15 protein-coding genes are annotated in these 20,058 nt (G+C 72.4%); 7 read left to right on the top strand and 8 right to left on the bottom strand.

Features of this window, described 5'->3' with window-relative positions:
* Positions 1-56: 56 nt before the first annotated feature.
* The 4 genes from QM782_RS19160 to QM782_RS19145 are packed head-to-tail and all read right to left on the bottom strand — an operon-like array spanning position 57 to position 4,171.
* Positions 57-2,177, bottom strand: coding sequence for a peptidase domain-containing ABC transporter (locus tag QM782_RS19160; protein WP_415204481.1), 2,121 nt, complete (start codon positions 2,175-2,177; stop codon positions 57-59).
* 2 nt (positions 2,178-2,179) lie between these two features.
* A complete protein-coding gene (locus QM782_RS19155) occupies positions 2,180-3,415 on the bottom strand; it encodes an HlyD family secretion protein (protein ID WP_415204480.1) in 1,236 nt (411 codons plus the stop codon).
* Between the two features lie 9 nt (positions 3,416-3,424).
* Positions 3,425-3,880, bottom strand: a complete 456-nt coding sequence (locus tag QM782_RS19150) for a nitrogen fixation protein (protein ID WP_415204479.1) — start codon at positions 3,878-3,880, stop codon at positions 3,425-3,427.
* A gap of 9 nt (positions 3,881-3,889) precedes the next feature.
* Positions 3,890-4,171 carry a hypothetical protein gene (locus QM782_RS19145; RefSeq protein WP_415204478.1) on the bottom strand — a complete coding sequence of 94 codons (282 nt, stop codon included), beginning with the start codon at positions 4,169-4,171 and terminating at the stop codon, positions 3,890-3,892.
* Positions 4,172-4,364: 193 nt separating this feature from the next.
* Between QM782_RS19145 and QM782_RS19140 the strand changes: the two genes are divergently transcribed.
* The 3 genes from QM782_RS19140 to QM782_RS19130 are packed head-to-tail and all read left to right on the top strand — an operon-like array spanning position 4,365 to position 8,460.
* Positions 4,365-5,039 carry a response regulator gene (locus tag QM782_RS19140; protein WP_415204477.1) on the top strand — a complete coding sequence of 225 codons (675 nt, stop codon included), beginning with the start codon at positions 4,365-4,367 and terminating at the stop codon, positions 5,037-5,039.
* 17 nt (positions 5,040-5,056) lie between these two features.
* Positions 5,057-6,874: an ATP-binding protein gene (locus QM782_RS19135; protein ID WP_415204476.1), complete on the top strand. Its 1,818-nt coding sequence runs from the start codon at positions 5,057-5,059 to the stop codon at positions 6,872-6,874.
* The gene (locus QM782_RS19130) at positions 6,859-8,460 is read left to right on the top strand and encodes a phospholipase D-like domain-containing protein (RefSeq protein ID WP_415204475.1); all 1,602 of its coding nucleotides are present in this window, start codon (positions 6,859-6,861) and stop codon (positions 8,458-8,460) included. Before QM782_RS19135 ends, QM782_RS19130 begins: the two co-directional genes overlap by 16 nt.
* A 137-nt stretch (positions 8,461-8,597) precedes the next feature.
* Here the strand turns inward: QM782_RS19130 and QM782_RS19125 are convergent, their stop codons facing one another.
* Genes QM782_RS19125 through QM782_RS19110 form a run of 4 tightly spaced genes read right to left on the bottom strand, consistent with a single transcriptional unit; the run spans position 8,598 to position 13,310 of the window.
* A complete protein-coding gene (locus QM782_RS19125) occupies positions 8,598-9,830 on the bottom strand; it encodes a M20/M25/M40 family metallo-hydrolase (protein WP_415204474.1) in 1,233 nt (410 codons plus the stop codon).
* A complete protein-coding gene (gene uraD / locus QM782_RS19120) occupies positions 9,830-11,602 on the bottom strand; it encodes a 2-oxo-4-hydroxy-4-carboxy-5-ureidoimidazoline decarboxylase (RefSeq protein WP_415204473.1) in 1,773 nt (590 codons plus the stop codon). The genes QM782_RS19125 and uraD overlap by 1 nt, the downstream gene beginning before the upstream one ends.
* A gap of 5 nt (positions 11,603-11,607) precedes the next feature.
* Entirely contained in the window at positions 11,608-12,567 is a 960-nt protein-coding gene (gene puuE / locus QM782_RS19115; protein WP_415204472.1) for an allantoinase PuuE, read from the bottom strand.
* Positions 12,564-13,310, bottom strand: coding sequence for a GntR family transcriptional regulator (locus QM782_RS19110; protein ID WP_415204471.1), 747 nt, complete (start codon positions 13,308-13,310; stop codon positions 12,564-12,566). The genes puuE and QM782_RS19110 overlap by 4 nt, the downstream gene beginning before the upstream one ends.
* Positions 13,311-13,623: 313 nt before the next feature.
* On the opposite strand from QM782_RS19110, the gene QM782_RS19105 reads away from it, so the two are divergent.
* The 4 genes from QM782_RS19105 to QM782_RS19090 all read left to right on the top strand — a co-directional run bounded on the left by QM782_RS19105 (position 13,624) and on the right by QM782_RS19090 (position 20,016).
* A complete protein-coding gene (locus QM782_RS19105) occupies positions 13,624-14,847 on the top strand; it encodes a urate hydroxylase PuuD (protein WP_415204470.1) in 1,224 nt (407 codons plus the stop codon).
* A gap of 295 nt (positions 14,848-15,142) precedes the next feature.
* Positions 15,143-17,512 carry an ATP-binding protein gene (locus tag QM782_RS19100; protein ID WP_415204469.1) on the top strand — a complete coding sequence of 790 codons (2,370 nt, stop codon included), beginning with the start codon at positions 15,143-15,145 and terminating at the stop codon, positions 17,510-17,512.
* A gap of 12 nt (positions 17,513-17,524) precedes the next feature.
* Entirely contained in the window at positions 17,525-17,965 is a 441-nt protein-coding gene (locus QM782_RS19095) for a response regulator (RefSeq protein ID WP_415204468.1), read from the top strand.
* Positions 17,962-20,016 carry a putative bifunctional diguanylate cyclase/phosphodiesterase gene (locus QM782_RS19090; RefSeq protein WP_415204467.1) on the top strand — a complete coding sequence of 685 codons (2,055 nt, stop codon included), beginning with the start codon at positions 17,962-17,964 and terminating at the stop codon, positions 20,014-20,016. The genes QM782_RS19095 and QM782_RS19090 overlap by 4 nt, the downstream gene beginning before the upstream one ends.
* Positions 20,017-20,058 lie beyond the last annotated feature (42 nt).

The following is a 20,058-nucleotide window of genomic DNA, read 5'->3' as shown; positions in this document are numbered from 1 at the left end:
CGAGCGCATCGACCACGGCGTGCAGAGCACGCCGCTGCCCCCCGGGGCCGGCCGGCTCACCGCGCCTCCTGCGCGATCTGGCCGCGCGCGGGCGCGGCGCCGCCGCCCAGCACGACGACGCGGTCGGCGCTGGCGATGGTCTCGGGCCGGTGCGCCACGATGATGCGCGTGAGCGCCAGGCCGCGCACGGCCTCGTTCACGCTGCGCTCGCGCGCCACGTCCAGGTGGCTGGTGGCCTCGTCGAGCACCAGCACGCGCGGCCGGCGGTACAGCGCGCGCGCCAGCAGGATGCGCTGCTTCTGCCCGCCCGAGAGCACCGTGCCCATGTCGCCGACCAGCGTGTTGTATTGCATCGGCATGGCGGTGATCTCATCGTGCACCGCCGCCAGCCGCGCGCAGGCCTCGATGCGCTCGTGGTCCGGCACCGGCTCGAAGAAGCAGATGTTCTCGCCGATCGATCCGGCGAACAGCTGGTCGTCCTGCATCACGCAGCCCACGGCGCCGCGCCAGGCCGCCAGGCCCACGCGCGCCAGCGGCCGGCCGCCGACCTCGATGCTGCCGGCGCCGGGCTGCAGCAGGCCCAGGATCAGCTTGACCAGCGTGGTCTTGCCGCAGCCCGAAGGGCCGACGATGGCGACCGACTCGCCCGGCTCGATGCGCAAGCTGAAGTCCTGCAGCACCGGCGGCTCGGTCTCGGCATGGCGGAACGACACGTTCTTCAGCTCGATCGCCCCGTCCGCGGGCACGGCGCCGGCGGGCTCGCCGGCGGCCTCCTCCACCGGCGCCAGCGCGATGTCGCCCACGCGCTCGGTGTGCAGCGCCAGCATGCGCAGCTGCAGCGCGTTCTCCACCAGCGCGGCGGTACGCTGCATGAACTGCGACTTGTAGGACACGAAGGCGTACAGCATGCCGACCGAGAAGGCCGAGCCCTGGCCCACGTCCAGCACCAGCAGCGCGCCCAGCCACAGCGTGGCGGCGTTCTCGATGCCGAACAGCGCGCCCTGGGCGGTCTGGTAGACCAGGCCCAGCCGCTTGACGCGGATGCCGGCGTTGAACTCGTCCACGACCAGGTTCTGCCAGCCGGCGCCGCGCTGCGCCTCGCGGCCCAGCAGGCGGATGCTCTGCATGCCGCGCACGCTCTCCAGCAGGTGGCTGTGCTGGCGCGCACCGCGCACGATCTGCTCCTCGGTCGCCAGCCGCAGCGGCGCGTACAGCGCCAGCCGCAGCGCGGTGTACAGCCCGGCCGCCAGCAGGGCCACGGCCGCGAGCCTGGCGCTGTAGAGCAGCATCATGGCCAGCGTGGCGAGCGCCATCACGCCGTCGATCAGCGCCTCCAGGCAACTGGTGGTCAGCGTGCGCTGCAGCGCGCCGAGCGAGTCGAAGCGCGACATCACGTCGCCCACGTGGCGCTTCTCGAACCAGGCCATCGGCAGGCGCAGCAGGTGGCGCAGCAACCGCGTCATCAGCTGCAGGTTCAGCTGGGTGCCCAGCACCACCAGCAGCCAGGCGCGCAGCGCGGTGACGGCGGTCTGCAGCAGCGCCAGCAGCACGAAGCCCACGCCCAGCACGGCGACCAGGTCGCGGTCGTGCGCGACCAGGGCCTGGTCTACCACCCATTGCATGTGGAACGGGCCGGCCAGCGCGAACACCTGCAGCACCAGCGCCAGCACCAGGACCTGCGCCAGCGCGCCGCCCAGGCCCGGCAGCCGGCCGACCAGCGACGCCAGGCGCACGCGCTGGCGCTCGCGGCGCGGCTGGAAGGCCGGCAGGGGCCGCAGCTCCAGCGCCACGCCGGTGAAGTGACGCGAGAACTCCGCCAGCGCCAGCACGCGGCGGCCGACGGCCGGGTCGTGCAGCACCAGCTGGTCGCCGTCGATGCGCACCAGCACCACGAAATGGTTGAAGTCCCAGTGCAGCACGCAGGGCAGCTGCAGCTGCGGCAAGGCGTCCAGGTCCAGCCGCAGCGGGCGCGGCGCCAGGTCCAGCGCGCCGGCCACGCGCATCAGGTCGGTCAGCGTGGAGCCCTTCAGCGACACCGCGTGGCGCCCGCGCAGCGTGGCCAGGTCGATGCGGTGGCCGTGGTGGGACGCCACCATGGCCAGGCAGGCCAGGCCGCATTCGGCGGCCTCGGTCTGCACCACGACGGGGGTGCGGCGGCCGAGCGAGAAGTCCAGCATCCTCATACCCTCCCGGCCACCGAGTACAGCGGGTCGAACAGCCACTCCAGGATGCGGCGCCGGTCGATCCACACGTCCGCGTCGAACACCATGCCGGCGCGCAGCGCCACGCCCTCGCCATAGGCCTGCACCTGCTGCGCGGGCAGGCGCACGGTGACGCGGTAGACGGGCTCGGTGACCGGCAGCGGCAGGCTGGCCTCGCCCGGCTGGATCACCGAGCGGCCGACCTGCAGCACCTCGCCCAGGTGGTGGCCGAAGCGCTGGTACGGGAAGGCCTGGTAGCGCAGCGCCACGGCCTGGCCGGGCCGCACGAAGCCGACCGCGCGCGTGGGCACCAGCAGCTGCGCCTGCAGCTCGGCCCCGGCCGGCAGGATGGACAGCAGCGGCGTGCCGGGCTCGGCCTGCTGGCCGGCGTCGACCAGCAGCGTGGTGACGGTGCCGTCCACCGGCGCCGTCACCGCCACGCTGCGGCGCACGTCGGCTTCGGTCAGCTGCTGGTCGAGCTCGGAGATCTGGCGCTCGATCGCGGCCGCGTTGTTGGCGCGCCGCAGGCTGCTGGCGGCCAGCTCGCTGCGGGCCGCCGCCAGGTCGCCGGCCAGCGCGGTGGCGCTGCGGCGCAGGCTGGCGAGTTCGGCCTGCAGTTCGATCAGGGCCTCCTGCCGGCCCTGCAGCGCGGCCTCGGACAGGAATTTCTCGGACACCAGCATGGCGTCGCGGCGCACGCCGCGCTCGGCGCTGGCGATGCGCCGCATGTGCAGCGCGACCTGGTCCCGCGCCTCGCCCTGCTGCTGCTCCAGCCCGCGCACGCGCTGCGCCAGCGCAGCGGTGCCCAGGGCGTCGATCTCGGCTTGCTTGGACAGTTCGCGCCGCAGGCTGTCGCGCCGCTGCGCCATCTCGCGGCGCACGGCGGCCTGCGTGTCGCGCCGGTCGTCGCTGGCGCGCTCGCTGGAAACCACCAGCAGCACCTCGCCCCGGCGCACCGCCCGGCCTTCGGCGACCTGCAGCCGCGCGACCTGGCCGGCCTGCGGCGTGAACACCTTGACCAGGCCGGCCGTGGGCGCGAGGTAGCCGCTGACGTGCTCCTTGCGCGTGTACTGGCCCCACAGGCCGAAGCCGACCAGCACCAGCGCCGCGGCGGCCGCGCAGGCCACCAGCAGGCGCTGGCCCGGCAGCGGCGCCAGCAGCACCTCGCCGGCCAGGCGGTCCTGCTGGTGGCGCAGGGCTTCGGGGCGGAACATGGCCCGGCCCTACGCCCGTGCCTGCGCCAGCGGCACGGCCGGATCGGCGGCCGCGCGGATGGCCTCGCCGGGCTTGAAGTTCAGCGTCGCCACCTGCGGGCAGCGCCGGCAGGCGGAGACGCCCTCCTGCTTCCACCAGACGCATTGCGGGCGGATCGCGCAGCGCGGCAGGCGCTCGACCACGATGGGCGCCAGCGCCGCCGTCTTGCGCGCGAGCCGGCAGACGTGCCCGCCCGCGTCGAAATGCCCGCAGGCCGAGCCCACGCAGGGCGAGGCCATGCGGAAGACCTCGGCCGGATCCACCGGCGCCGCCAGCGCGCGGATCTCGCCCGTCAGCGGCACGGCGTGCTCCAGGTAGTCCGCACGCGGCTGGTCCACGCTGCCGACGACGACGGCGAACACCCGGGCCCCGGGCAGGTCCGGATGGGCGCTCGGGCACAGCGGCACCGAAGGATCGGAGGCCATGGCCGCGCCTCAGAACTGGCGCTGCAGGCCCACGGCGACGTTCACCGCCGGGTTGGCCACCGCCTGGCCGAGGCCCTGCGCCAGCAGCGGCCCCACCCAGTCGCCGGGGCGGATCTGCAGCACCGGCTGCTGCAGCACGGCGACCTCGCGCAGCGACAGCGCGCCGCCGACCTGGCCGGCCTGTTCGGGGCTCAGTTCCTGCAGCGACCCGCGCGCGGCCAGCGCGCGCTCCACGGCCTGACCTGCCAGCCGGGGCAGGTCTTCTTCTCTCGGCTTCCTCGATGTCGTCATGGCGTACTCCTTGAATCGACGGGTTGATGGTCACAGCGGCCAGGATCGACCGCCGCACTGCACAAGGTAGGCGCGGCGGGGCCGGCCGGCATCGTTAGAAGCTGGTAGTGCGGGGGCCGGGCTTCATCACTTCTGCCAATGCGCATGACCTGCGGCACTTGTGGTAGCGCCGCGCGGCGGCCAAGCTTGCGGCATGCCGAGCCCCCACGTCGCCGTGGCCCTGGTCGAGGACGAACCCGCGGTGCGCGAGCGCTTCGTCCAGGCCATCGCCGCCAACCCCCAGCTGCGGTTGCTGCACGCCTGCGGCACCGGCGCGTCCATGCAGCGCTGGATGGCCGACCACGCGGTCGACGTGCTGCTGGTCGACCTGGGCCTGCCCGACCTGCCGGGGCTGGAGGTGATCCGCCACGCGCGGCGCGTGCAGCCGGCCTGCGAGGTGATGGTGATCTCGGCCTTCGGCGACGCCGCGCACATGGTGCAGGCCTTCGAGGCCGGCGCCCGCGGCTACCTGCTCAAGGACGGCTCGCAGGACGAGCTGGCCCGCCACGTGCTGGCCCTGCACGCCGGCGGCTCGCCGATGTCGCCCATCATCGCGCGCCAGCTGCTGGGCCGCTGGCGCGCGCAGGCGCCCGCCCCGCCGGCCCGCGCGCAGCCGCGCACCGGCGGCATGGAGGGCCTGTCGGCGCGCGAGCACGACGTGCTGCGGCTGGTGGCGCGCGGCTGCAGCTACCACGAGGCCGGCGCCTGCCTGGGCATCGCCACCTCCACGGTGCAGGCCCACGTGCGCAGCATCTACGCCAAGCTCGAGGTGCACAGCAAGACCGAGGCCGTCTACGAGGCGCGCCAGCTCGGCCTGCTGGACTGCTAGCGGCGCCGCGGACGTCCATGGGTGCGTGCATCGCCGCCTGGTGCCTGCTGCTGGCACTATGGCCGGTGCCGGCGCCGGCCGGTACCGCGCAGGCCGTGGCCGTGATCACGCAGGCGGACTTCGTGCTGCGGGACGACGCGGCCCCGCCGCCGGACGGCGCGGACTGGGCCCCGGTGCGCCTGCCGGACAGCTGGTCCGCCACGCGGCGCGAGGCCCAGGGCATCGGCTGGTACCGCATGGCCTTCCGGCACGACGCTGCCGCCGGCGGCAGCGTCGGCATCCTGGTGCGGCGGCTGTCGATGAACGGCGAGTTCTTCGTGAACGGCGTGCGCGTGCTCTCCGGCGGGCGCATGCACGAGCCCGTCACGCGCAACTGGAACACGCCGTTCTTCGTCGAGGTGCCGGCGCCGCTGCTGCGCCCGGGCGCCAACCGGCTGGACATCCGCGTCTACGCCTACCGCAACGCCAACGGCGGGCTGGGCACGGTGCGCGTGGGGCCGCCGCAGCCGCTGCGCGACGAGCACGCCTTCCTGTACGCGCTGCACGTCAAGGGCGCGATCGTCTCGTTCGCCGTCGCGCTGGTGGCGGCCTTCATCGGCATCGCCTGCTGGTGGCGCATGGGGCGCGCGCCGCTGTACGGCCTGTTCGGCCTGGCCATGCTGGCCTGGGCGCTGCGCTACGCGAACTACTTCGTGCAGGACGTGCCGCTGCCGCCGCTGGCCTACGCGCTGGCCGTCAACTCCGCGCAGGGCTGGTTCTTCATCTTCTTCACGCCGTTCCTGCTGCGGCTGGCGGGCCGGCACTGGCCGCGGCTGGAGCGGGCGCTGCCGGCCGTGGGCCTGCTGGGCATGGCCGGCATCTGGGCGGCCTTCCAGGGCTGGGTGCCGCTGGGCTGGGTCATCGGGCTGTGGCTGTGCCTGTGGGCGCCCGGCTCCGCGCTGCTGCTGGCCGCGGTCACCCGGCACGCCTGGCGCCAGCGCACGGCGCCGGCGGTGCTGGCCGCGGCCGTGGCCTGGCTGTACGTGCCGCTGACCGTGCGCGAGCTGCTGATCACCGCCAACCTGCTGCCGTTCGACACCAGCTACGTCGCCCACTACGTGGGCGTGCCGCTGGCGCTGCTGATCTGCTGGATGCTGGTCGACCAGGTCGTCGATTCGGCCGGCGCCGCCGCGCGCGCCGAGCTGGCGCGCGAACGCGCCGCCTTCGACGAGCGCCGGCGCATCACGCAGGACATGCACGACGGCCTGGGCCTGCAGCTGAACGCGGCCCTGCGCCTGGCCGAGCGCAGCCCGGGCGAGGGCCCGGCCCTGGCCGGCGCGCTGCGCGCCTGCCTGGACGAGCTGCGGCTGATCGTCGACGCCTCGGCCTCGGGCACCGGCGAGCTCCTGACGCAGCTGGCCAACCTGCGCTTTCGGCTGCAGCCCCGGCTGCAGGCCATCGGCCTGCAGCTGCACTGGCGCATGGACGCCTTTCCCGACGAGCTGGTGCTGCCACCCGCGGCGGCGCTGCAGCTGCTGCGCCTCGTGCAGGAGGCCGTCAACAACGTGGTCAAGCACGCCGGGGCGCGCAGCATCACCTTCGAGACCCTCGCCGCCCCGGCACCGGACCGGCTGGTGCTGGAGATCCGCGACGACGGCCAGGGCTTCGACACCACGGCCAGCCCGACCGTCGGCCACGGGCTGGCCGGCATGCGCCAGCGCGCCGCCGCGGCCGGCGCGCGGCTGGACATCCGCTCCGGCGCCGGTGGCACCTGCCTGCGCCTCACCCTCCCCGTCCGGCCCGCGCCGCCCGGCCCTCCCCTCGCATCCGGAGCCCTGCCATGCACCCCACCCTGATCGCCGTCGCCAGCACCCTGTTCCAGCGCCTCGCCAGCGCGCCGGCCCCCGGAGACACCCCGCCGCCGCCCGCCACCCGCTTCAACGGGCTGCGGCTGTTCGCCGGCAACGGCGAGGCCTGGCAGGCCAAGCGCGCGCTGATCGCCGAGGCCACCGCCACGCTGGACCTGGCCTACTTCATCGTCGAACCCGGCGACGCCACCACCGCCCAGCTGCTGCAGGACCTGCGGGCCGCGGCGCGGCGCGGCGTGCGCGTGCGGCTGCTGGCCGACTACCTGATGACCGTGCGCCAGACCGATGCACTGCGCGCCCTGGCCGCCGAGCCCGGCCTGCAGGTGCGCCAGTACGGCGCGCCGCCGCCAGACTGGCTGCAGGCGCTGGCCGAGGCCGGCATCGACGCCGACGCCTTCATCACCGGCCTGTCCGCCGGCAACGCCAGCCAGGTCGTCGCCGCGCTGCAGGGCAGCCCGCTGTTCCCCCGGCGCTGGATCGACGCGCTGCGCGCGCCGGCGCAGGCGCCGTCCGCCTCGCCGCTGGCCCAGGCCGCCCAGGTGTTCGGCCACCTGGCCGGCCTGGCGCGCGAGCCGCTGGGCTGGTTCGCCGACGGGCTGCCGGCGGCCGGCCCGCTGCACCAGCTGCCCGCCATCGTGGCGGGCCTGCACACCTTCCTGCACCGCACGCACCACAAGCTGCTGCTGGCCGACGGCCGGCGCTTCATCATGGGCGGGCGCAACCTGGCCGATGCCTACCAGCGGCCCGATCCGCCGCAGGGCCATCCGTTCTGGGACCTGGACATCCATGCGCAGGACAGCCGGCCGGCGAGCCTGGAGCACCTGGCGGCCTTCGAGGCGCTGTGGGCCGCGGGCCACGACGTCGCAGGCGCGGCCGCGCCGCCCGCCACGGTGGCCGTTGTGGCCGCCGAGCCCGCCGCCCCGGCGCCCGCCCTGCCCGCGCCCGGCGGCCCGGTGCGCACGCTGGCGGACCTGGACGGCTGCATCGTCAACGGCCTGTCCGGCCCCGGCGAGGCCGCGATCACCGACACCTACGTCCGCCACGTCCGCGCGCTGGCGGCCAGCGGCGCCGGCGGCACCATCGACATCGTCAGCGCCTACCTGTTCCTGGACGACGACGGGCGCAGCAGCCCCGCGCTGCGCGCGCTGCGCGCCTGCCTGCTGGAGGCGGCGGCGGCCGGCATCACGGTCAACCTGCGGACCAACGCGCTGGCCACCACCGACCTGCGGCCGGTCAACGCCGCCTTCTACCGCCAGGCCGCCGCGCTGATCGCAGGCGGCATCCGCGTGTTCGAGCTCAAGCCCGGCCACGGCTCGCTGCACGCCAAGGCCGCGGCGATCGGCGACGACGTGCTGCTGATCGGCTCGTACAACATGGACCCGCGCAGCGAGCTGTACGACAGCAACAACCTGATCGTGCTGCGCGACCCCACCGGCGCGGCTACCGCCACCTTCCGCAGCCTGTTCGTCGAGCCGGACTGCTGGGCGCCGCTGACCGCCGAAGCCGCCGCGCAGCTGCAGCAGGAAACGGCGCAGAGCGCCCGGCGCACGCTGCTGTTCGAGCCGCTGCTGTAGCGCCGCCGCCGGACGGTCAGAGCTGGGCCGTCGGAAGCGGCGAACGCATCGACCGCCCCCACGGCGGGGTGCGCCGGACCCCAGGCGCAGGCGCGAGCCGCCACCCTGGCGTGGCGCCAGGGCAAGGACCGCGCAGCTCAGGCCTTCAGCAGGTCGGCCAGCGTGCGCGCGACGACCTTGGTCGCGCGGCGCAGGTCTTCCAGCACGATGTGCTCGTCGGCGCGCTTGGCGTTGGATTCGAGCACCGTGCGCGGGCCGGCGCCGTAGATCACGGCCGGGATGCCGCGCTCGCAGAACAGGCGCGCGTCGGTGTACAGCGGCGTGCCCCAGGCTTCCACCGGCTCGCCGAACAGCGCGGTGGCGTGGGTGCACAGGGCGTCGACCAGCGGCTTGTTGCCGGGCAGCGGCTGCATCGCGTGGGCCAGCAGGATGCGCTTGATCTCCACCGTGATGCCGGCCTGCCCCGCGGCGGCCTGCTCGATGATGCCGCGCAGCCGCGCCTCCACCGCCACCGGGTCCTCCTCGGGGATCATGCGGCGGTCCACCTTCAGCACCACCTTGCCGGGCACCACGTTGGTGTTGGTGCCGCCGGCGATCTGGCCGACGTTGATGTAGCCGTGGTTGATGCCCTTGACGGCACTGCGGGTCTTGCGCAGCTCGCCGTTCTCGGCGTACAGCGCCGAGAGGATGCGCGTGGCGGCCTGCAGCGCGTCCACGGCCGTCTCGGGCACGGCCGCGTGGCCCATCCGGCCGTGCACCGTGACCTCCATCTGCAGGCAACCGTTGTGCGCGGTGACGACCTGGTAGCTGAAGCCGGCGGCGATCTCCAGGTCCGGCTTGGTCAGGCCCTGCGCCAGCAGCCAGCCCGGGCCGAGCTCGCCGCCGAACTCCTCGTCGTAGGTGAACAGCAGGTCCACGCCGCCGGCCAGCGGCATGCCGGCCGCCTCCAGCGCGCGCACGGCGAAGCTGAAGGTGGAGAAGTCGCACTTGCTGACGGCCGCGGCGCGGCCGTAGAGCCGGCCGTCCGCGACCTCGCCGCCGTACGGGTCGTGCGTCCAGCCCTCGCCGGGCGGCACCACGTCGCCGTGCGCGTTCAGCGCCACGATCCGGCCGCCCGGGCCGTAGCGGCGCTGCACCACGAGGTTGGTGATGGACTGCAGGCCGTAGTCGTGCACGGTCTGGGCGGGCACCGCGTGGGCCTGGGCCTCGAAGCCGAAGCCCTGCAGCAGCTCCTTGGTGCGCAGCGCGTGCGGAGTGTTGTTGCCGGGCGGCGTGTCGGTGGGCACGCGCACCAGTTCCTGCAGGAAGCGAACCTGCTCGTCGAAGTGGGCGTCGATCCAGTCGTCCAGTTGTTGGTAGGCAGTCGTCATCACAGGTGCTCGATCAGGTGTTGGAAGGCGCGGGCGGCCAGCTCGGTGTCGTCGGCGGTCACGGTTTCCAGCGGGTTGTGGCTGATGCCGGCGTTGCCGCCGCGCACGAACAGCATGGCCTGGGGCACCAGCTCGTGCAGCTTCATGGCGTCGTGGCCGGCGCCGCTGGGCAGGCGGAACACGGGCAGGCCCTGGGCGCGCACCGCGGCCTCCCAGCGGGCCTGCCAGTCGGGGTGCGACGGCGCGGCCGAGGCGATCATGGTTTCGTCCAGCGTCAGGCTGACGCGGCGGCGCTCGGCGATGCGCTGGGCCTGCTGCTTCACGTTGGCCACCATGGCGTCGCGCTGCGGGTTGGTGGGCGCGCGCATGTCCAGGCTGAAGCTGCAGCGCCCGGGCACCACGTTGATCGAGCCGTTGGGCACTTCCAGCATGCCCACGGTGGCCACCGAACCCTCGTCGGCCGAGGCCCGGGCCTCGGCATACAGCGCCAGCTCGGCCGCGGCCACGGCGGCGTCGCGGCGGCGGTTCATCGGCGTGGTGCCGGCATGGCTGGCCACGCCCACGTACTCGCCGCGGTAGCGGGCACTGCCGTTGATCGAGGTGACCACGCCCAGCGGCAGGTCCATGTCGTCGAGCACCGGGCCTTGCTCGATGTGCACCTCGATGAAGGCCTGGTACAGGGCCGGGTCGCGCTTGAGCGCGCCGATGGCTTCCATCGTGGCCGGCAGGCCGGCGTCGCGCATCGCCTGGCGCATGGTGATGCCGTCGGCATCGGCCTGGTCCAGCCAGTCCGGGTCGAACTGGCCGACCAGCGCGCCCGAGCCCAGGAAGGTGGCGCGGTAGCGCTGGCCTTCCTCCTCGGCAAAGCCCACCACTTCCAGCGTCTGGCGCGGGCGGCGGCCCTGGGCGTGCAACTGGCGCACCACGGCCATGGCCAGCAGCACGCCCAGGCGGCCGTCGTACTTGCCGCCGTTGCGCACCGTGTCGTAGTGGCTGCCGGTCAGCAGGCGCGGGGCCTGCTTGTCCTGCCCGTGGTAGATGCCCACCACGTTGCCCACGGCGTCGATGCCCACCTCGTCGAAGCCGCTGTCGCGCATCCAGTCCGCCAGCTGGGCGGCGCAGGCGCGGTGGGCGTCGGTCAGGTAAGTCACGGTCAACTGGCCGTGCTCGGCATAGCCCGGCTCGCTGTGGCGGGCCAGCGCCTCGGCCCAGTCCCACACCTGCTCGCCCAGCGTGGGCTGGTAGCCGAACTTCTCGTTCAGCCGCAGCTGGGCGATGCGGTGGATGTTGCGCACGCACTCGGCGAACTCGTACTCGCGCGTGCCGCCGACGCGGCGCTCGAAGGTGGCGATGATCTGCTCGCGCGTCAGCCCGGTGCCGCGCGGGCCGCGCACCGCCAGGATGAAGGGCCAGCCGAAGCGGGTGTTGTATTCGGCGTTCAGGCGCTGGATCTTTTCCAGCTCGGCGGGGCTGCAGTGGGTCAGCCCGGCGGTGTTCTGCTCGTGCGTGCTCTCCTCGGTCAGCGTCTTGGCTTCCATGGCCTTGCCGGCCAGCTCGGGGTGGGCGCGGATCAGCGACAGCACCTCGTCCTCGCTGGCGTCGCGCACCACACTGACCATCGCATGCTGCAGCTGGGCCAGCGAGACGAAGCCATCGGCCGGCCGGCGCAGGTGGCTGCGCTCGGCGATCCATGGCGAGTATTCATAGATGCCAGCCAGCAGCCGCACGAAGGTGTCGCGGTCGGCCTGATTGAGTTGGGCGAGGGTCAGCATGCGGGTCACTCCCAGACGAAAGCGGTGGCGGCGTCGAACGGATGGGTACGGCGCCAGTGGTCGGCAATGTCGATGCGCCGCGTCACCCACACCTTGTCGTGCGCCTGCACGTGGTCCAGGAAGCGCTGCAGCGCGCGCATGCGGCCCGGCCGGCCCAGCAGCCGGCAGTGCATGCCGATGCTCATCATCGCCGGGCGCTCGTCGCCCTCGGCGTAATGCACGTCGAACGCGTCCTTCAGGTACTCGAAGAACGGATCGCCGTGGCTGAAGCCCTGGGGCAGCGCGAAGCGCATGTCGTTGCAATCCAGCGTGTACGGCACCACCAGCTGCGGCGCCAGGCTGCCGTCGGTCTTCTTCACCTGCAGCCAGAACGGCAGGTCGTCGCCGTAGTAGTCGCTGTCGTAGCCGAAGCCGCCGTAGTCGGCCACCAGGCGACGGGTGTTGGGGCTGTCGCGGCCGGTGTACCAGCCCAGCGGGCGCTGGCCGGTCAGGCGCTGGATGATCTCCATGCCGCGCGCCATGTGCTCGCGCTCGACTTCCTCGGCGATGGTCTGGTAGTGGATCCAGCGCCAGCCGTGGCAGGCGATCTCGTGGCCCAGCTCGACGAAGGCGGCGGTGATCTCGGGGTTGCGCTCCAGCGCCATCGAGACGCCGAAGACGGTCAGCGGCAGGCCGCGCCGCTCGAACTCGCGCAGCAGCCGCCAGACGCCGACCCGGCTGCCGTATTCATAGATGCTGTCCATGCTCATGTGCCGGGCCGGGAAGGCCGCGGGGTTGAACATCTCGGACAGGAACTGCTCGCTGCCGGCATCACCGTGCAGCACCGAGTTCTCGCTGCCCTCCTCGAAGTTCAGCACGAACTGCAGCGCCACGCGGGCGCCGCCGGGCCAGCGGGCATGCGGCGGGTTGGGGCCGTAGCCGCGCAGGTCGCGCGGGTAGCGGTCGGAAGATGCGGTAGCGGTCATGTCGTCTCGTTCATGGTTTTTCTGGCCGGGCGCAGCACCGCGGCCAGGTCGGGCGTGCGCGGGTCCATGCGCAAGTTGCGTTCCACGCTGCTGATGTGCTGCTCCATCAGCCTGCCGGCGGTGCGGCCGTCGCGCCGGGCCAGCGCATCGACGATCTCGATGTGCTCGGTCTGCGAGTGCTCGGCCGAATGGCCGCTCTGGTACATCAGCTGGATCAGCTGCGAGCGCGACAGCAGGTCGGAGATCAGCTCGGCCAGCACGTCGTTGCCGAGCAGCCGGGCCAGCACCACGTGGAAATCGGTCAGCAGCCGCGTGCGGCCGGTCACGTCGCCGCGCCTGACGGCGTCCTGCTCCTCGCGCAGGTGCGCGCGCAGCTCGGCCACCTGGGCATCGGTGATGCGCGCGGCCAGCTCGCGCGCCATGCCGCCCTCGACCAGGCGGCGCAGCTCGAACACCTGGCGCGCCTCCTCGGCGCTGACGGTGGAGACGAAGGCGCCGCGCGCGGGCAGCAGCGTGACCAGCCGGCTGCGCGCCAGCTGGTTCAACGCCTGGCGCACCACGGTGCGCGAGACCGCGAACACGTCGGCGATCTGCTGCTCCACCAGCTTGGTGCCGGGCATCAGCCGCTGCTCCACGATGGCGTTGGTGATGGACTCCACGATCTGGTCGGTGGTGCTCGGCGCCTCGCGGCCGGCGCGTGCAGGCTCCACGATGCGCAGGGGAGTGGCAGATTTGCGGGCCATGGATTGAAGACGATGAATGGCTTTCATTGTGTACAGAAACTCCGGTTCGTGCAAGCCGGACTTCCCGTCATGGGTATGCCGATCTCTGCTTTTCCCTTGCATGGCGGCGCATGCTGCGGGTTAACCCTGTGCAAATCATGCGTTAAACTGCATACAGTCAGGAAACCGGTCGCAGCGGGTTCCGCGTGCAGAGGCCCCAGGTTGCCGCTGCCGCGCAAGGGACGCGACCGTCACGCCCCACAGAGCCCGCCGTGGTGGGGTGCATGCCAAGAACACATTGCCGCGCGCCGGAGGCGCGGCCGGAGAACCCGTGATGGACCACTACCTGCTCGACTGGGCCAACCTGCTGCTGCGCTGGCTCCACGTCATCACCGCGATCGCCTGGATCGGGGCCTCGTTCTACTTCGTGCTGCTGGACAGCAGCCTGACGCCGCCCGAGCACGACGACCTGAAGCAAAAAGGCGTGGACGGCGAGCTGTGGGCCGTGCACGGCGGCGGCTTCTACCACTCCAACAAGTACATGGTGGCACCGCGCTGGCGCCCGCTGCCGACCAACCTGCACTGGTCGTACTGGGAGAGCTACTCGACCTGGCTGACCGGCTTCGCGCTGTTCACGGTGCTGTACCTGTTCAATGCGGGCAGCTTCCTCGTCGACAAGAGCGTGTTCGACTGGTCGCCCGGCGCCGCGATCGGGGCCTCGCTCGGCTTCCTGGTCGCGTTCTGGTTCATCTACGACCTCATCTGCCGCACGCTCGGGCAGCGCCCCGGCGGCGACCTGAAGGTCGGCGTGCTGGTGTTCGTGTTCATCGTGTTCGCCTCCTGGCTGGCGTGCCAGCTGTTCGCCGGCCGCGCCGCCTTCCTGCTGGTCGGCGCGATGATCGCCACGGCCATGAGCGCCAATGTGTTCTTCTGGATCATCCCGGGCCAGCGCAAGGTGGTGGCGCAGCTGCGCGCCGGCCGCAACCCGGACCCGATCCACGGCCAGCGCGGCAAGCAGCGCAGCGTGCACAACACCTACCTCACGCTGCCGGTGATCGTGGCCATGCTGTCCAACCACTACGGCTGGCTGTACCAGGGCCCGCACAACTGGCTGGTGCTGGTGCTGCTGATGCTGGCCGGCGCGCTGATCCGCCACAGCTTCGTCGCGCGCCACAAGGCCCATGTGCAGCACAAGCGCGCGCCCTGGGAGTTCGCGATCTCCGGCGTGGCAGTGCTGCTGGTGCTGGTCGCCTGGCTGGCGCCCAAGCCGCCCACCGCCGAGCAGCTGGCCGCCGCCAAGGCCGCCGAGGCCCAGCCCGCCGGCTATGCGGAGATGCGCGCCATCGTCGACCAGCGCTGCGCCATGTGCCACAACGCCGCGCTGGCGCAAAAGGGCGTGGACCTGCATACGGCCGAAGGGCTGAAGAAGCACGCCCAGGCCGTCTACCAGCAGGCCGCGGTGCTCAAGCTGATGCCGCTGTCCAACGCCACGCAGATGACCGAGGAAGAGCGCGCGCTGGTCAAGCGCTGGTTCGAGGCCGGCGCGCCGGTGAACTGACCGCCAGGCGATGGCCCCCGGTCCCAGGGGCGTGGGACCGGTTTGCGGCCTGGCTGCGCCACGGGCGAAGCCCCGCATCGACGCGCAGGGAGCGCAGCGCTGACACCGCGACAAAGCGGTTTATGCTCCCCGCATCGCAGTCGACGGCCGAGCAGCCCATGGAGTTCGAGGCTTCCTTCTCCGCAGCGCCCCCGGACATCACCGCCCCCGGGCATGCGCGCCCGTTCCGGCCGGCCCTGTCGATGGCCACGTTCCGGCAGATGGCCGCCCCCTGCGAAGCGGCGGCGCGGACATGATGAACGCCATCGTCCACGCGATCGAGGAAGCCTTCGCGGCCGTTCCGCTGCCGCTGCTCGAGGTGTGGGGCCGCCTCGGCTACTGGCTGGGGTTCGGGCTGATGCTGCTCGCCTTCGGCCGCTTCACGCTGCGCCCCGGCGGCCGCTGGAGGCTGGGCCGGGAACGCCAGACCTGGAACACCAAGGCGTTCTCGAGCATCCCGCTCACCCTGGTCCTGGTCATCGTCACCGGCTGGCTCGGCTCGTTCTTCGTGCTGGTGCCGGGCGCGCAGACCTTCGAGTCGCTGAAGGACCTGGTCGTGTTCCTGTGCATCGTGCTGTTCGGCTACCCGGCCCTGGTCACGGTGCCGTTCGCCTACGGCCTGTCCGACCTGATCGAGGGCGTGCCGCCCGGCTTCCTGCTGGACTGGCTGCCCGGCTACTTCATCAACCCGGCGTGCTTCTGGATCGCCTACCAGCTGATCGGCAAGGACCCGGATTTCCGGCGCGGCCGGACCTGGGGCGCCTACCTGGGCTTCGTGCTGCTGTTCCTGGCCATCGAGCCGGTGCTGTGGGGCTATCTGTGCGCGCCCCAGTTCACGCCGGAGATCTCCTACCGGACCGTCACGCCGGCGCTGCTCTTCACCACCGCCATCACCTGGCTGATCGCGCCGCCGGCCATGCTGGCCGCCCTGCCGCTGGCGCGCCGGCTGGGCTTCTTCTGGGCCGACATCCCCAGCCACGTGAAGGAGCGCCCGCTGGGCCGCCGGCAGTGGGTCTGGGAATCCGGCCGCGGCCGGCCGGGCGCCTCGGCGCAAGCCGCGGAATCCGGCATCCCGCTGCGCATGGCGATCCTCGCGCCGTTCATCGTGCTGGTCCTGGTGATGGTCGGCGCGACAGCCTACGTCACGCTGCGCAGCGCCGCGCAGGACTCGGACCGGCTCGCCACCTGGCTGCACCAGGAGATCGCCGAGAACATCAATCTGCAGCTGGACGAGCACCTGGCGCACGCCGGGACGGCGGACGCCGCGGCCATCGCCGGCCTGCTCGGCGACCTGCCGGTGGCCGTGCACGGCCGCGCCTTCATCGTCGACCGCGCCGGCCGCATCGTCGCGTCGTCCGCGCCGCCGGACGACCCCGTGGTGGCCGCGGCGGTCGGCCACCTCGGGGACGACACGCCCGGGGGGCTGGAGCAGCTGCCGCAGGACCATCCGTTCCGCTTCACCCGGATCAGTTCCAAGCCCCTGTCGCACGAGACCTGGCTGGCCCGCGCCACGGCCTACGAGGACCGCAGCGGCGGCCACGACGACTGGATCATGGTCACGGCCATGCCGGAATCGCACTACCTGTCCGGCATCCAGACCGGCAACAGCCGCTCGGCGATGATCTTCGCCCTCGCCCTGCTGCTGTCGCTCGCGGTCGCCGCGGTCCTGGCCGCGAAGGTGACCGCGCCGATCCGGCGCATCTCCAACGCCACCCGGGCGCTGGCCGCCGGCGACCTCGGCCAGCAGTTGCCCGGCAGCCCGCTGGAGGAGCTGAACGTGCTGGCCCGCGCCTTCAACGACATGGCCGATCGCCTGAAGCAGAACTTCGACGCGCTGTCCGCCGAGGTGGAAATGCGCACGCGCGCCGAAGCCACGCTGCAGCAGGCCCAGACCCAGCTGCTCGCCTTCAACGCCGAACTCGAGCAGCGCGTCGCCCAGCGCACCCGGGAGCTGCAGGCCCTGAACCAGGAGCTGGAGACGTTCTGCTACTCCGTCTCGCACGACCTGCGCGCGCCGCTGCGCGGCATCGCCGGCTTCACCGAGATCCTGGCCAAGCAACACGCCAGCGCGCTCGACCCCACGGCGCAGGGCTACCTCGGCCGCGTGCTGGCCGCCACGCACCGCATGGGCGAGCTGATCGACGACCTGCTCAAGCTCTCGCGCGTCTCGCGCGACCAGATGCAGCGCGAGAGGGTCGACCTCAGCGCCATCGCCCGCGACGTGCTCGCCCACCTGCAGAACACCGCCCCCGGGCGCCAGGTGGAACTCCACGTCGAGGACGGCCTGGCCGCCGAGGGCGATCCCCGCCTGCTGCGCATCCTGCTGGAGAACCTACTGGACAACGCCTGGAAGTTCACCTCCCGGACGCCCGACGCCCGCATCGCCTTCACCGCCGGCCACGAGGACGGCGCGACCGTCTTCACCGTCCGCGACAACGGTGCCGGCTTCGACATGCGCTACGCGGGCAAGCTGTTCGCGCCGTTCCAGCGGCTGCACCGCATGACGGAGTTCCCGGGCACCGGCATCGGGCTGGCCACCGTGCAGCGCATCGTCAGCCGCCATGGCGGGCGCATCCGCGCCGAGGCCGAACCCGGCAAGGGCGCCACCTTCCGTTTTTCCCTCTGAGAGCACGATCCCATGAACGACAAGACCATCCTGCTCGTCGAAGACAACCCGGACGACGAGGAGCTGACCATCCTCGCCTTCGAGCAGAACCACATCTCCAACACCATCACCGTGGCGCGCGACGGCGCCGAGGCGCTGGACCTGCTGCTGGGCCCGGACCGCCAGGGCGGCACCGTCTCGCCCTCGGTCATCCTGCTCGACCTCAAGCTGCCCAAGATCGACGGGCTGGAGGTGCTGCGCTGCATCCGCGCCGACGAGCGCACCAAGCTGCTGCCGGTGGTGGTCCTCACCTCCTCGCGCGAGGAGCAGGACCTGGTCGCCAGCTACAGCCTGGGCGCCAACAGCTACGTGCGCAAGCCGGTGGACTTCGCCCAGTTCATCGATGCGGTGCGCCAGCTCGGCCTGTACTGGCTGCTGCTCAACGAGATCCCGGCGAGGAAGCCCGCGCCATGACGCCGCTGCGCGCCCTCATGGTCGAGGACAACGAGGACGACTCGCTCCTCGTCCAGGAGGCGCTGCGAAGCGCCGGCTACGACGTGCGCGCGCAGCGCGTCGAGACCGAGGCCGACCTGCGCCACGCGCTGCGCGACGGGCCGTGGGACATCGTGCTGTCCGACTACAGGCTGCCGTCCTTCGACGCCCGGGGCGCGCTGGGCGTGATCCGGAACACCGACCTCGGCCTGCCGGTGATCGTGATCTCCGGCACGGTGGGCGAAGACGTCGCGGTCGAGACGCTGAAGCTCGGCGCCGACGACTACGTGCTCAAGGACAACATGACCCGGCTCGTCCCGGCGGTGGCGCGCGCGCTCGACACGGCCCGCAGCCGGCGCCAGCAGAACCGGCTCGAGCACATGAAGACGCTGATCCTGGAGAACTCGCTGGATCTGATCTGCACGCTGGACGTGCACGGCCGCTTCCTGGAGGTCAGCGCCGCGGCGCAGGCCATCCTGGACCACGAGCCCGCCGAACTGGTGGGCACCCACGTCGGGCAGCGGGTCCATCCCGATGCGCTGCCGTCCTTCCAGCACGAGTTCCAGGCCGTGCTGCAGGGCCAGCGCATGCGCGACTTCGAATGCCGCTTCCTGCACAAGTCCGGCCGGGTCGTGTACCTGACGTGGTCGGCCGTGCTGTCGCAGGACCACGGCGTGGTCGTCGCCGTCGGCCGCGACGTGACCGAGCGCAAGCAGGCCGAGCAGCGCATCCGCTACCTCGCCACCCACGACGGCCTGACCGACCTGCCCAACCGCAACCTGGTGCAGGACCGCATCCAGCAGGGCATCGCCCACGCGCGCCGCACCGGCCGCCTGCTCGCCCTGCTGTTCCTCGACCTGGACCGGTTCAAGGTCATCAACGACTGCTACGGCCATCCGTTCGGCGACGCGGTGCTGAAGGCCGCCGCCGAGCGGCTGGCCGCGCTGGTGCGCGAGGGCGACACCGTGGCCCGGCAGGGCGGCGACGAGTTCCTGATCCTGCTGGCCGACCTGCGCCAGGCCGCCGACGCCTACGTCGTCGCCCAGAAGATCGTCCAGACCCTGGAGGCCCCGTTCGTCGTGCAGGGCCGCGAGGTCCACCTGACCGGCAGCATCGGCGTCGCCGTGTTCCCGCAGGACGGCGAGTCCGCCGACGCGCTGATCGGCAGCGCCGACGTGGCCATGTACCGCGCCAAGAACCTGGGCCGCAACACCTACCAGTTCTTCACGCGCGAGATGAGCGAGGAGACGCAGCGCCGCGTCAGCCTGGAGACCGGGCTGCACGACGCCGTGGCGATGCGCCAGCTCCAGCTCGTCTACCAGCCCATGGTGAGCCTAGACAGCGGCCGCATCACCGGCTGCGAGGCGCTGCTGCGCTGGCACCACCCCGAGCTGGGCATGGTGCCGCCCGCCCAGTTCATCCCGATCGCGGAAGACTCCGGCCTGATCGTGCCGATCGGCGACTGGGTGCTGCGCACCGCCTGCACCCAGGCCCGGGCCTGGCTGGACGCCGGGCTGCCGCCGGTCACCGTGGCGGTGAACCTCTCCGCGCGCCAGTTCCTGCAGCAGGACGTGGTGAGCTGGGTGACGGACACGCTGCGCACCACCGGCCTGCCGCCCGAGCTGCTGGAGCTGGAGCTCACCGAGAGCCTGATCGCCCAGGACGTCGAGAACGTGATCGCCACCTTCGGCCGGCTCCGGGACGTCGGCGTCAAGCTGTCCATCGACGACTTCGGCACCGGGTATTCCAACCTGGGCTACCTGAAGCGCTTCCCCGCGAACACGCTGAAGATCGACCAGGCCTTCGTGCGCGACATGCTCACCGACCCGGGCGACGCGACCATCGTGCTGGCCGTCATCTCGCTCGCGCACAACCTCGCGTTCAAGGTCATCGCCGAGGGCGTGGAGACCGAGCAGCACTGCGACTTCCTGCGCCAGCACCACTGCGACGAGGTCCAGGGCTACTATTTCAGCCGGCCCATGCCCGCCGCGGAGTTCGAGGCCCTGCTCCGCAGCGGCCGACGCCTGCCCTGACGCAGCGGGGACCGGCGGCGGCTTCGCCATGCGAGGGCCCCG

Source organism: Pseudorhodoferax sp. (assembly GCF_047601025.1).
GTDB lineage: Bacteria > Pseudomonadota > Gammaproteobacteria > Burkholderiales > Burkholderiaceae_C > Pseudorhodoferax.
Note: the sequence above shows the minus strand (reverse complement) of the source record. Positions and strands in the feature narration are given on the sequence as shown.

What these genes read in the sequence shown, in the direction of transcription:
- QM782_RS19125 (WP_415204474.1), bottom strand. Translation starts at nt 9,830, where the DNA reads ATGACGACTGCCTACCAACAACTGGACGACTGGATCGACGCCCACTTC.
- QM782_RS19160 (WP_415204481.1), bottom strand. Translation starts at nt 2,177, where the DNA reads ATGCTGGACTTCTCGCTCGGCCGCCGCACCCCCGTCGTGGTGCAGACC.
- QM782_RS19135 (WP_415204476.1), top strand. Translation starts at nt 5,057, where the DNA reads ATGGGTGCGTGCATCGCCGCCTGGTGCCTGCTGCTGGCACTATGGCCG.
- QM782_RS19130 (WP_415204475.1), top strand. Translation starts at nt 6,859, where the DNA reads ATGCACCCCACCCTGATCGCCGTCGCCAGCACCCTGTTCCAGCGCCTC.
- QM782_RS19090 (WP_415204467.1), top strand. Translation starts at nt 17,962, where the DNA reads ATGACGCCGCTGCGCGCCCTCATGGTCGAGGACAACGAGGACGACTCG.
- QM782_RS19105 (WP_415204470.1), top strand. Translation starts at nt 13,624, where the DNA reads ATGGACCACTACCTGCTCGACTGGGCCAACCTGCTGCTGCGCTGGCTC.
- QM782_RS19100 (WP_415204469.1), top strand. Translation starts at nt 15,143, where the DNA reads ATGAACGCCATCGTCCACGCGATCGAGGAAGCCTTCGCGGCCGTTCCG.
- QM782_RS19140 (WP_415204477.1), top strand. Translation starts at nt 4,365, where the DNA reads ATGCCGAGCCCCCACGTCGCCGTGGCCCTGGTCGAGGACGAACCCGCG.
- QM782_RS19110 (WP_415204471.1), bottom strand. Translation starts at nt 13,310, where the DNA reads ATGGCCCGCAAATCTGCCACTCCCCTGCGCATCGTGGAGCCTGCACGC.
- puuE (WP_415204472.1), bottom strand. Translation starts at nt 12,567, where the DNA reads ATGACCGCTACCGCATCTTCCGACCGCTACCCGCGCGACCTGCGCGGC.
- uraD (WP_415204473.1), bottom strand. Translation starts at nt 11,602, where the DNA reads ATGCTGACCCTCGCCCAACTCAATCAGGCCGACCGCGACACCTTCGTG.
- QM782_RS19150 (WP_415204479.1), bottom strand. Translation starts at nt 3,880, where the DNA reads ATGGCCTCCGATCCTTCGGTGCCGCTGTGCCCGAGCGCCCATCCGGAC.
- QM782_RS19145 (WP_415204478.1), bottom strand. Translation starts at nt 4,171, where the DNA reads ATGACGACATCGAGGAAGCCGAGAGAAGAAGACCTGCCCCGGCTGGCA.
- QM782_RS19155 (WP_415204480.1), bottom strand. Translation starts at nt 3,415, where the DNA reads ATGTTCCGCCCCGAAGCCCTGCGCCACCAGCAGGACCGCCTGGCCGGC.
- QM782_RS19095 (WP_415204468.1), top strand. Translation starts at nt 17,525, where the DNA reads ATGAACGACAAGACCATCCTGCTCGTCGAAGACAACCCGGACGACGAG.